Source organism: Devosia sp., from assembly GCF_028290625.1.
GTDB lineage: Bacteria > Pseudomonadota > Alphaproteobacteria > Rhizobiales > Devosiaceae > Devosia.
This window is the reverse complement of the sequence record NZ_JAQGJM010000021.1, coordinates 142,076-153,190: the sequence shown is the minus strand read 5'-3', so window position 1 is coordinate 153,190 and position 11,115 is coordinate 142,076. Positions and strand designations below refer to the sequence as shown.

Annotated in this window: 9 protein-coding genes; 6 read left to right on the top strand and 3 right to left on the bottom strand. The window is 61.6% G+C overall.

Translation table 11 applies throughout. The features are described from left to right. The 5 genes from JWR51_RS12105 to JWR51_RS12085 all read left to right on the top strand — a co-directional run. Positions 1-556 (top strand): protein-L-isoaspartate O-methyltransferase (locus JWR51_RS12105; RefSeq protein ID WP_299747705.1); only part of this gene is annotated, 556 nt, incomplete at its 5' end. 242 nt (positions 557-798) lie between these two features. Continuing rightward, positions 799-1,818: a DUF2497 domain-containing protein gene (locus JWR51_RS12100; protein ID WP_299747703.1), complete on the top strand. Its 1,020-nt coding sequence runs from the start codon at positions 799-801 to the stop codon at positions 1,816-1,818. 117 nt (positions 1,819-1,935) lie between these two features. Beyond that, the gene (locus JWR51_RS12095; protein WP_299747701.1) at positions 1,936-4,773 is read left to right on the top strand and encodes a valine--tRNA ligase; all 2,838 of its coding nucleotides are present in this window, start codon (positions 1,936-1,938) and stop codon (positions 4,771-4,773) included. A 7-nt stretch (positions 4,774-4,780) separates the two neighbouring features. Beyond that, positions 4,781-5,788: a CorA family divalent cation transporter gene (locus JWR51_RS12090; protein ID WP_299747699.1), complete on the top strand. Its 1,008-nt coding sequence runs from the start codon at positions 4,781-4,783 to the stop codon at positions 5,786-5,788. A 676-nt stretch (positions 5,789-6,464) separates the two neighbouring features. Beyond that, positions 6,465-7,277, top strand: coding sequence for a tetratricopeptide repeat protein (locus tag JWR51_RS12085; protein ID WP_299747697.1), 813 nt, complete (start codon positions 6,465-6,467; stop codon positions 7,275-7,277). Between the two features lie 188 nt (positions 7,278-7,465). Here JWR51_RS12085 and xth read toward each other — a convergent pair whose 3' ends face one another. From xth to erpA, 3 genes are read right to left on the bottom strand one after another with little or no spacing between them, the layout of a single operon-like run. Next, positions 7,466-8,245 carry an exodeoxyribonuclease III gene (gene xth, locus JWR51_RS12080; RefSeq protein WP_299747695.1) on the bottom strand — a complete coding sequence of 260 codons (780 nt, stop codon included), beginning with the start codon at positions 8,243-8,245 and terminating at the stop codon, positions 7,466-7,468. Between the two features lie 53 nt (positions 8,246-8,298). Beyond that, a complete protein-coding gene (locus tag JWR51_RS12075; RefSeq protein WP_299747693.1) occupies positions 8,299-9,414 on the bottom strand; it encodes a serine hydrolase domain-containing protein in 1,116 nt (371 codons plus the stop codon). A 57-nt stretch (positions 9,415-9,471) separates the two neighbouring features. Further along, positions 9,472-9,822: an iron-sulfur cluster insertion protein ErpA gene (gene erpA, locus JWR51_RS12070; RefSeq protein ID WP_299747692.1), complete on the bottom strand. Its 351-nt coding sequence runs from the start codon at positions 9,820-9,822 to the stop codon at positions 9,472-9,474. Between the two features lie 86 nt (positions 9,823-9,908). Between erpA and JWR51_RS12065 the strand changes: the two genes are divergently transcribed. Then, positions 9,909-11,102, top strand: coding sequence for a deoxyguanosinetriphosphate triphosphohydrolase (locus JWR51_RS12065; protein ID WP_299747690.1), 1,194 nt, complete (start codon positions 9,909-9,911; stop codon positions 11,100-11,102). Positions 11,103-11,115: the final 13 nt, after the last annotated feature.

Here is an 11,115-nt window from a genome sequence, read left to right as displayed (position 1 = left end):
TCCGGAAAAATTGAAGTCTCTCGCTTACCTCGACAACGACCTCGAGATCAGCCCGGCAAGCGCCGGCAAGGCTGCTCGTTTCATGATGCAGTGTTCGCCGCTGGGAAAGCTCCTGCAGCTCGCCGCCATCACCAGGAATGACGTTGTCCTCGAAGTTGGCGCCGGCACCGGCTACACTTCCGCAGTGCTTTCGCTGCTGGCAGGCTCCGTCACGGCGCTGGAATCGGAAGATGGATTGGCCGCGCAGGCGAAGGCCACGCTTTCCGAACTGGCCTATTCCAATGTTTCGGTGGTGACCGGCGCTCTCGAAAAGGGAAGTCCTGTCGGCGCGCCCTACGATCTGATCTTCGTCAACGGCGCCGTTGAGGAAGTACCCGAGGCACTTCTCGCCCAGCTGCGGGACAATGGTCGCCTCGTTGTTGTCAGGGGCTATGGCAATGCTGCCCGTGCCACCGTGTTCGTTCGCGAGCGCGGCGCTTTCTCGGAAAACGTCTTCTTCAACGCCTCGGTCAAGCCGTTGCCGGGCTTTGCCAAGGTGAAGGAATTCGTTTTCTAAGGAAGCGAACTCGGTTTCGACTGTGTTTGGTCGGCGGGCGCTTCGAGCGCCCGTTTCCCGTCGAAGATCAAGGCATTTCAAACAGCGGGATGTTGCCTCTGGACACCGCCAACAAAGCTGTGCACCAGCGCAGTTAGTTGATTCGCGGTGATTTTTTTCTCCATGAGAGTATCCTAAGGTGGCGGTGATTCGGATGCCGCGTCTTGGAATTCCGGTCGTCGTTCAGGATAACGGGGATAAAAATGGCTCAGCCAAATGTAGCGCGTGAACCGTCCATGGAAGAAATTCTTGCCTCGATCCGTAAGATCATCGAGAGCAATGAACCCGGCGCCGGCAAATCCATTTCGGCCTCGCTCCCTCCCGTTTACGAGTTGTCCGATGAGGAAATCGAGGACATCCGCCTGACGATCGACGACGATCTCGCCGCTGCCGAACTCAACGATATTCCCCCATCACCTGCAGCTGTGCCCGATGCACGTTTCGTCGCTGCCAATTCCGCAGGCCAGCAGCGCGATGCTGCGCCCGAACCCCGGACCTTGTCGCTTGCCGATGTTGCAGCGCGTGTTCGCGCTGCTTCCGAGCGGAATTCGGCGCAATTGAATCCCGCCAGAGAGGCGCCGCCGCAGCGCGAATTGCCACCGGCAATGGCCGCCCGCCTTGCGGAAGTCAGATTTACCCACGAGGAGCCTGAGCGGCCTGAGCCCGTGGCCGAAGCGCCTACCGCCCAGCCGATGACGGCTCCGGAAGTTGTTGCTGTCGAAGCTCACGCGGAAACCGATGTGCCGGAAGTCCACGCCCAGGACGTCCATATCGAGGTGCCTCAGGTCGTTGTCCAGATCCGGCCCGTTGAACAAACGCCGCAGTCGGTGCCACGGCAGCAGGCGCCTACCAATCCGTTTGCCGGCTTCAGCGATCCGTCTCCCGCGCCCGCCTATGTGCGGGCCGCGCCGACGCCGAGTTTTGCCGAAGCCCCACAACCCCAGCCTTTGCCGATCCCGCCGGAACAGGAAACTCGCTTCCTTCCGCAGGTGCAGGAAGAAGTTCAGAAAATGCTGGTCTCGGAAGCAACCGGCGAGCAGGTCGCCCGCTCCTTCGATGAGCTGGCGGCAGCGCTTGGTCAGGAGCGCCGTTCGCTCGATGAAGTCGCCCAGGACATGTTGCGGCCGATGCTGCAGGAATGGCTTGACGACAATCTTCCGACCCTCGTGGAGCGCCTTGTGCGCGAGGAGATCGAACGGGTGGCACGGGGTCCGCGTCGCTGATCTCCTGAGGCATGGCTAAGCGCCGCTCCGGTCTCCGGGGCGGCTTTTTTATTGACTTGCCGGCAGCCATCCTATTTACCAACCGGAACCTGAAAACACACCAGATCCGGTCCCCAAATGCTCGAAAAGACCTATGATTCCGCCGCTGTCGAACCGAAGATCGCCCGCAAGTGGGACGAGGCGGACGCTTTTCGCGCCGGCGCCAATGCCAAGCCGGATGCCGAAACATTCACCATCGTCATCCCGCCGCCGAACGTTACCGGCTCGCTGCATATGGGCCATGCGCTCAACAACACGCTGCAGGACATCCTGGTGCGCTTCGAGCGCATGCGCGGCAAGGACGTGCTCTGGCAGCCCGGCATGGACCATGCCGGCATCGCCACGCAGATGGTCGTCGAGCGTAAGCTGATGGAACAGCAGCTTCCGGGTCGTCGCGAGATGGGCCGTGAAGCCTTCATCGACAAGATCTGGGAGTGGAAGGAAGAATCCGGTGGCCTGATCTTCAATCAACTGAAGCGCCTTGGCGCCTCCTGCGACTGGTCGCGCGAGCGCTTCACGATGGACGAAGGCCTGTCGGCTGCCGTCCTTGAAGTTTTCGTCACGCTCTACAAGGAAGGCCTGATCTACAAGGACAAGCGCCTGGTCAACTGGGACCCTAAGCTCCTGACGGCGATTTCCGACATGGAAGTCGAGCAGATCGAGGTCAAGGGCAATCTCTGGCACCTTCGCTACCCGCTCGAAGAGGGCGTTACCTATCAGCATCCTGTTGCCTTCGACGAGGAAGGCAAAGCCACCGAGTTCGAGACGCGCGACTATCTCGTCGTCGCCACCACACGCCCTGAAACCCTGCTGGGTGATACCGGCGTTGCGGTGAACCCCGAGGACGAACGCTACAAGTCCATCGTCGGCAAGCATGTCATCCTGCCGATCGTCGGTCGCCGGATCCCGATCGTTGCCGACGATTATGCCGATCCGACTGCCGGCACCGGCGCCGTCAAGATGACCCCCGCGCATGATTTCAACGACTTCGAAGTCGGCAAGCGCACCGGCCTGCGTCGCATCAACATTCTCAATATCGATGCGACGATCACCATCAAGGACAATGAGGATTTCCTCGAAGGCCTCGATGATCCGGAAGCTCTGCACGGCGCCTGGGACGAGCTGGAGGGCAAGGATCGTTTTGAAGCCCGCAAGATCGTTGTCCGCATCATGGAAGAGGCCGGTCTCCTCGATGCGATCGAGCCACATAAGCACATGGTGCCCCATGGCGACCGCGGCGGCGTGCCGATCGAGCCGCGGCTGACGGAGCAATGGTGGGTCGACAACAAGACGCTCGCCCAGCCGGCGATTGCCTCGGTTCGCGAAGGACGGACGAAGTTCGTCCCGAAGAGCTGGGAAAACACCTATTTCCAGTGGATGGAGAACATCCAGCCGTGGTGCATCTCGCGCCAGCTCTGGTGGGGCCATCAGATTCCTGCCTGGTATGGACCGGACGGCCAGGTCTTCGTCGAGAAGACGGAAGAAGAAGCCCTGCAGGCGGCAATCCAGCACTATCTCTCGCACGAAGGCCCGATGAAGGCTCTCGTCGAAGACCTGCTCGAAAACTTCAAGCCGGGCGAAATCCTGACGCGCGACGAAGACGTGCTCGAAACCTGGTTCTCATCCGCTCTCTGGCCGTTTTCGACGCTCGGCTGGCCGGATCAGACGCCCGAGCTTGAGCGCTACTATCCGACCAACGTTCTTGTCACCGGTTTCGACATCATCCCATTCTGGGTCGTCCGGATGATGCAGATGGGCATGCACTTCATGAAGGACGCGGACGGCAATCCCGTCGAGCCGTTCCACACCGTCTATATTCACGCGCTTGTTCGCGACAAGAACGGCCAGAAGATGTCGAAGTCCAAGGGCAACGTCATCGATCCGCTGGAGCTGATCGACCAGTACGGCGCCGATGCCACCCGCTTCACGCTGGCCGCCATGGCTGCGCAAGGCCGCGACATCAAGCTGGCCACCAGCCGCGTCGAGGGCTATCGCAACTTCGTCACCAAGCTGTGGAACGCCGCGCGGTTCCTCGAAATGAACGAGTGCTTCCGCGTCGAGGGCTTTGATCCCAAGGCGACCACACTGCCGCTCAACCGCTGGATCATCGGCGCCACCGCGCGTGGCGCTGCCGCCGTCACCAAGGGCATCGAAGACTTCAAGTTCAACGAAGCCGCAAACGCCGCCTATGACTTCGTCTGGGGCACCTTCTGCGACTGGTATGTCGAGTTCGCCAAGCCCGTCTTCATGGGCGAAAACGAAGCCGCCAAGGCCGAAACCCGCGCCACTGCTGCCTGGGCACTCGACCAGATCCTGGCGATCCTGCACCCCTTCATGCCCTTCGTTACCGAAGAGCTGTGGGCCGAAACCGGCAAGACCGGCCCGGCGCGCGAGAACCTGCTGATTCTGGGTCAATGGCCAGATCTGGCCGGTTTGGAAGATGCCAAAGCCGATGCCGAATTGTCATGGCTGATCGACGTCATTTCCAACGCCCGCTCCGTGCGCAGCGAAATGAACGTGCCGGCCAGCGCCAAGCTGTCGCTGGTGGTGGTTGGCGCGTCCGAGACGACGCTCGCTCGCCTCGTCGCCGGCACCTCGCTGATCACCCGCTTGGCGCGGCTGGAGGATATCACCCCGCAGGCAACGGCCCCGGCCAATTCGGCCCAGTTCGTCGTCGGCGAAGCCACCTGGGCACTGCCGCTGGCCGACTTCATCGATCTCGCCGTGGAAAAGGCCCGCCTCTCCAAGGAGGTCGACAAGTTGAACGCTGAAATCTCCCAGATCGACAAGAAGCTCGGTAACGAGCAGTTCGTCGCCAAGGCGCCCGAAGAAGTGATCGAGGAGCAGAAAGCCCGTCGTCAAGCTGCCGTAGAACGACGCGATCATATCCTTGAAGCCCTCAAGCGCTTGAGCTAGCCCCAAAATGGACGACATCCCCCGCCAGCCACCGGCCGATCCGACCGTTGAAGGCACCATCGGCGCCACCATCCTGCTGGTCTTTGACGGCAAGGGCGGTGTCGTGCGTCAGGTCCCATCGGCGGAAAAGCCGGTGGTGCCGGCACGCGGGTTCATTGTCGTCAGCGGTAAGTCCAAGGAGCCTGCCTTCAAGGTCTGGCTCAAGGGCGAGCTCGGACCGTTCAACGCCGATCTGCTGACCGTGCCCAGCACCCGCTCGCGCTGCATCGTGCTCGATGACCGCGCTATGGTGGTGATGCGCGTCGCCCGCCCCGGTGCCGAACCCGACGATATCGGCCGCCAATTGATGACGCTGTGGATCGAAAAGGGCAGGGTGATTATCTCATCCGAGCTGAATGTGCCCGATTTCCTCGGCATCACGCAGTGGGAACAGTCGCATCACGCTCCGGTCTCTCCCGCCGACCTCGTCGCTCGCCTCGGGCTGCGCGCAGCCGACCGGCTGGAGCCGCTGGTGGAAATGCTCGGCGACCGGCTCGACGACATCGAGGAATCGCTGATCGTCCAGCACACCTCCAAGGCGCAGAACCAACTCTCGCACCTGCGACGCACCCTGATCAGCTTTCGTCGCCTGGTCTGGCCACAGCGCGACATGCTCAATACGCTCGAAATCGAGGATTTGAGCTTCTTCACCACCCGTGATCGCTTGCGGCTGCGCGAGGCCTCGGCCCGGGCGGCGCGGATCGGGGATGAGCTTCAGGCAATGTCCGAACGCGCCGTGCTGGTGCACGAACAGATTATTGACGCCCGTGCCGAGCAGATGAACAAGACCATGCTGATCCTGGCCGCCGTCACCGTGGTGTTCATGCCGCTGACACTGCTCACTGGCGTACTCGGGATGAACGTGGCCGGCATTCCGTTTTCCGACAACAACCATTCGTTCTGGAGTGTCTGCGTCGGCCTACTACTGATCGCGCTCGGCATCGTCTGGTGGATGCGCGGGAAGCGCTGGCTGTAGGGCCACCACTGCCATAGGCTTACCGGTACGATCAACACGCACTAGGTCATTCCCGCGCAGGCGGGAACCTCTGTTAGCCATCGTTGGCCCGGTAACGGAGGTTCCCGCCTGCGCGGGAATGACCCTGTGGGGGTGGGTTGGTCCGCGAGCGGCCTCATCTTCTGTGACGATTTCGCAACAGCCCCTGCGATTCCATTTCCGCACCCTTGTCGTCAATCATTTGGCGATGTTTCCCGCCACAATCTAACCCTAAACCAGAATGACAACGCGATTGGCGGGTGGCATCTGGGGAATGGTTCGACAGCGGGCCATCCTCACTGCAATTCACGCCCATCCAGTAAAAATGGCCGCTTCATTCAATTGCTATTCGCAATTGAATGACAAGGGGTTGAATGGGAGTGCTGATAAACGGAATGAGCCTCTATTGAGCCCTTGGCAAACGAGCTTGGCGGTTTCTTCCGGACGCGATCGCGAGCCGGTGAACTGGTCGGCTCAAATGCGGTCACAAACGCGGTTTACTAATGTCTTAACGCGAACCCGTTCTGCCATTCCGGCCGAGGGTTCGGCAAAAATGACGAGCGATATACGCGCCCAGCGGGGCGCGATGCGCAGCAGACTTCAGCCGCGCAGGCTCGATGGAAAGTTCGCCGGCTTTTGGGCCGGCAAAAGGAGTATGATGCGGGTCATTAGGGACCAATCCCTGATTTCCGCTACGGCGGCGCTGATCATGATGACCATGTCGGTCACAATGGCGCCTGCTTATGCGCAGACAGCGGCCGACGCCGCCCTTGGCATGGCCAATATGCTCGACGGGGCAGGCGGCGGCGTATCGCGCGACGACTTGCTCGGCGCGCTGGAAGATGCCGCCGATGCCGGCCAGCCCATGGCCATGTGGCAGCTCGGCACCATGTATGAAAACGGCGAGGGCGTGGAGAAAGACCAGGCCAAGGCCTTCGGCTATTTCTCCCAGATCGCCAATCAGCATGCCGACGCGGCGCCCAAGGGCATCGAGGCCGACATCGTTGCCCAGTCCTTCGTCAAGGTCGGCGAATATTACCGCGATGGCCTGCCGGACGCCGGTATCCAGGCCGACGCCAACCGCTCGCATGCCCTGCTGCTGCACGCTGCGTCCTACTTCGGCGACGCCGATGCGCAATACCGCGTCGGCGAGCTGTACCTCGAAGAAGGTGGCCTCGGCATCAATCCGCTGCAGAGTGCCCGCTGGTTCTCGCTGGCCGCCCGCAAGGGCCACGCCCTGGCGCAAGCCAAGCTCGGCGACCTGCTGTTCAACGGTATCCAGGGCTTGGAGCCGCAGCCAGTCGAAGGCCTGATGTGGCTGACGCTAGCCCACAAGCGCGTCGCCGGCACCGCCGATGCCGACTGGGTCGATGAACTGCTCAACCGGGCAATGTCGGTCGCGACAGCCGATCAGCGCAGCGATGCCGTAAAGATGGCCGATACGCTCGGGACGCAGTTCGGCGGGCTTTAAGGCTAGCCGTTCAGTTCATCCATCGGGCGCAATCTCACGCACCCACCGTCCTTCCCGCGGACTTGATCCGCGGGCCTCTCACCACCGGTGCTAGACTGACAGTGGCCCGCGGATCAAGTCCGCGGGAAGAGCGGAGTTTTTGGCGACGGGAGCGCTTCCCTAGAGGTCCAGGTTGAGTGGATTATCCCTCAAAAACTAAACTGCCCCTCGACCGGCACGTGGTCGCTCGGCTTGTCCCAGCCGCGCACGTCCTTGTGGACGGTCACGCCATCTAGCCGATCGGCGGCTTGCGGCGACAACATCAGGTGGTCGATGCGGATGCCGGCGTTGCGACGCCATGCGCCGGCCTGGAAGTCCCAGAACGTGTAGACCGGGCCGGCTGTCGTCGCGCGCAACGCATCGGTTAGCCCCAGATTGCTCAGCGTCCGGAATCGCTCCAGGCTCTCCGGCCGATACAACGCATCGCCCCACCATGCGTCCGGATCATGCGCATCGATCGGCGCCGGGATCAGGTTGAAATCGCCGAGCAGGATGAACGGCTCCTCCAGCGCCAGCCGTTGTTCGGTGAACGCCGTCAGCCGCTCCATCCAGCGCAGTTTGTAGGGGAATTTCTCGGTATCGACCGGATTGCCGTTGGGCAGGTAGATATTGCACACGCGGATGGCGCCGGTTTCGACCGAGAACACGCCCTCGATCAACCGCGACTGCTCGTCCGCGTCATCGCCGGGCAGGCCCCGTGTCACCTCGTCGAACTTCACCAGCGACAGGATGGCGACGCCGTTCCAGCTCTTCTGGCCGTGGGTTTCGACGTTATAGCCCAGCGCCTCGATCTCGAGGCGCGGAAAGCCCTCGTCGACGGTCTTGATTTCCTGCAGGCACACGATGTCCGGCTTTTCCTCGGCCAGCCATTTCACCAGCAGTTCCAGCCGTGCCTTGATGCCGTTGATATTCCAGGTCGCAATCCGCATCTCAGCCTCCCTGACCGCCCCAAGTTACAAGCCGCATCCCTCAAGGGCAATCTCTATAGCCCGGCATACACAGCGTCGCGAATCTGATCCTTGAATGGCCCGTCGCAGCCCTCGAGCCCCGTATTGCTCATCGAAACGACAGTTAGCCCGTTCGCCCTGTCTACGAACCAGTTATGCCCATAAACGCCACCCCAGCGATTGGTCCCGGCCGCCGCAGGGGATTGGGCCACCTTGGGGTCATCCAGCCAGGCACCAATATAGCTGAAGCCCCAGCCCGGCGCCTGCGCATAGGGCAGTTGGGGCGTTTGGTTGGCCAAACCGACAGCCGCAGTCTCATGCCCCAGCACGTCGCCGCCGCCGATCCGCAGCGCTTCAAGCAAAGCCATCGTGTCCGGCCCGGTTCCTGCCATGCCACCACCAGCCGACTGGAAAGCGCTTACATCGAAAATACGCGAGGGCTCATAGGTGAGCGTGCCGAATGGACTTGACACGATATGGGGGTCGCTCATCAGCACGGCGCCATCTACCCCATCCCCATATGCAGCGGTCAGTCGAGCGGGGTCGGTCACCGAAAACCGACTGTCGACCATGCCGAGAGGATCGGCCACATATTGACGTACCGCATCCTCCAGCGTGCCATCCACAAGTTTGCCCACGATCACGCCGATCACGTCGGTTGATACGCCATAAGCCCAGGCACTACCGGGCACGAATTGCAGCGGTAGGGCTGCAATTCGCGCCAGCATGTCGTCGTTACTCAAATGCCATTTGTTGAAGCCAGCTACCGTTTCTGCGTCTGTCAGGATCGGGCCGCTCCTCAATCCAGAAGTATGCGTCAGCAGATGATGGATCGTGATATCGGGCACGCGACCATCGGCCAGCCTCGGTTTGAAGGCGGGCAGGTGCTTGGTCACCAAGTCATCGAGCCGCAGCCTGCCCGCATCCACCATGGCCAGCACCGTCGTCGCCACGATCGGCTTGGTCAGCGACGACAGGCGGAAGATAGCATCCATCGTCATCGGACGACCGGCCTCGCGATCGGCCAGCCCGTGCGCCTTTTCATAGAGCGCCCGCCCATTCCGGCGCACCATGAGCACCGAGCCGACGATTCGCTTTTCAGCGATGGCGCGGTCGATGGTCTGGTCCAGGCGATCGGCGATATTGGTCATGAAAAGTCCTCCGCAATGGGAGGACTTTATGCAGCGTCGCGAAAGGTGGGAAGCGCCTTAAACGGCAAAACTCGTGCCGCATCCACAAGATGCGACCGCATTCGGATTCTTGATCTGAAATGACTGGCCGATCAGGTCGTCGGAGAAATCGATCTCCGAGCCGCCCATGAATTCCAGGCTCATCGCGTCGATCAGCACCGTCGCGCCGTTCTTGGCCAGCACGATATCGTCATTGGCCGGCGTTTCCTGCACCAGATTGTATTCGTACTGGAACCCCGAGCAGCCGCCACCGGCAACGGAGATGCGCAGCACCGTGCCTTCGGGCTCTTTGGCGAGAATGCGGGCCACGCGCTTGGCGGCGCGATCGGTCAATACGACAGTGGCTTCGGCAAGTGCAGCTTCGGTCATCTGGATGTCCACGCCGTTTGGTAGTGACAGAACGGTCAGGCTAAAATAGTAACTCTTGCGCGGAATGGAAAGGGCCTTCATCGCATATGGACGATAGAGCTTCTTACGCGAGCAATCCCGAACAATCCCGTGGCCGTCTTTATGGCACTGGACCGAGCCCGACCCGCTCTGAATTCCAGCGCGACCGCGACCGCATCATCCATTCCACGGCCTTCCGCCGCTTGCAGCACAAGACCCAGGTCTTCCTGCAGCATGAGGGCCGCCACTATCGCAATCGGCTGACCCACACACTCGAAGTCAGTCAGATGGCCCGCTCCATCGCCCGCGCTTTGCATCTGGACGAAGATCTCGCCGAAGCCGTCGCGCTGTCGCACGATCTCGGCCACACCCCGTTCGGCCACGCCGGCGAGCGTGTGCTGCACGACAAGATGGCGGCGTTCGGGGGCTTCGATCACAATATCCAGGCCATCCGCGTCGTTACACGGCTGGAGAATCGCTACGCTGAGCATGACGGGCTGAACCTGACCTGGGAAACGCTGGAAGGCATTCTGAAGCACAACGGCCCCTTGCTGACGCCGGAGGGAAAGCCCTTCGGCAAATACGCAGATGAGGGACTCCCGACCGGCCTCGACGATATCCCGGCTAGCGTCGACCTGCTGCTATCCACCTATGCCTCGCTCGAGGCCCAGACCGCCGCTATTGCCGATGACATTGCCTATAACGCCCACGATATCGACGATGCCCTGCGCGCCGGCCTTATCGTCCTCGATGATCTGGCTGATGTGCCATGGGCGGGTCCTATCGTGCGCGAGGTCATCGCGCTCTATCCCGATGTCGCCCCCAAGCGGCAGGCGCACGAAATCCAGCGCCGACTGATCACCCGTTCCATCGAGGACGTTATCACCACCACCAGCGCCAATATTGCTGCCAGCGCGGTGAATATGCCCGACGATGTCCGTTATGCCGGCCGGACGCTCGTGTCATTCTCCCCCGAAACCGCGACCGCCGAACGCGGTCTCAAGCAGTTCCTGTTCGATCGGGTCTATCGCCACGAGTCGGTGATGGTCCCGGTGCGCGAAGGCGAAGCCGTGGTCGGCGCGCTGTTCGACCGCTACATTGCCTCCCGCGACCTGCCGGGCCGCTGGGGCATCGCCGCGAGGATCGAATCGTCACCCGATGCATTGGCCCGTATCGCCGCCGACTTCATCGCCGGCATGACCGACCCATACGCCATCGACGAATATGCCCGCCTGTTTGACGCTAGACCGGAATTCCGTTAACCCGGCCAGACTT

Excerpts from the sequence above, each read along its gene's own strand:
- JWR51_RS12065 (WP_299747690.1), top strand. The coding sequence starts at position 9,909 with ATGGACGATAGAGCTTCTTACGCGAGCAATCCCGAACAATCCCGTGGC.
- JWR51_RS12085 (WP_299747697.1), top strand. The coding sequence starts at position 6,465 with ATGCGGGTCATTAGGGACCAATCCCTGATTTCCGCTACGGCGGCGCTG.
- JWR51_RS12090 (WP_299747699.1), top strand. The coding sequence starts at position 4,781 with ATGGACGACATCCCCCGCCAGCCACCGGCCGATCCGACCGTTGAAGGC.
- JWR51_RS12075 (WP_299747693.1), bottom strand. The coding sequence starts at position 9,414 with ATGACCAATATCGCCGATCGCCTGGACCAGACCATCGACCGCGCCATC.
- xth (WP_299747695.1), bottom strand. The coding sequence starts at position 8,245 with ATGCGGATTGCGACCTGGAATATCAACGGCATCAAGGCACGGCTGGAA.
- JWR51_RS12100 (WP_299747703.1), top strand. The coding sequence starts at position 799 with ATGGCTCAGCCAAATGTAGCGCGTGAACCGTCCATGGAAGAAATTCTT.
- erpA (WP_299747692.1), bottom strand. The coding sequence starts at position 9,822 with ATGACCGAAGCTGCACTTGCCGAAGCCACTGTCGTATTGACCGATCGC.
- JWR51_RS12095 (WP_299747701.1), top strand. The coding sequence starts at position 1,936 with ATGCTCGAAAAGACCTATGATTCCGCCGCTGTCGAACCGAAGATCGCC.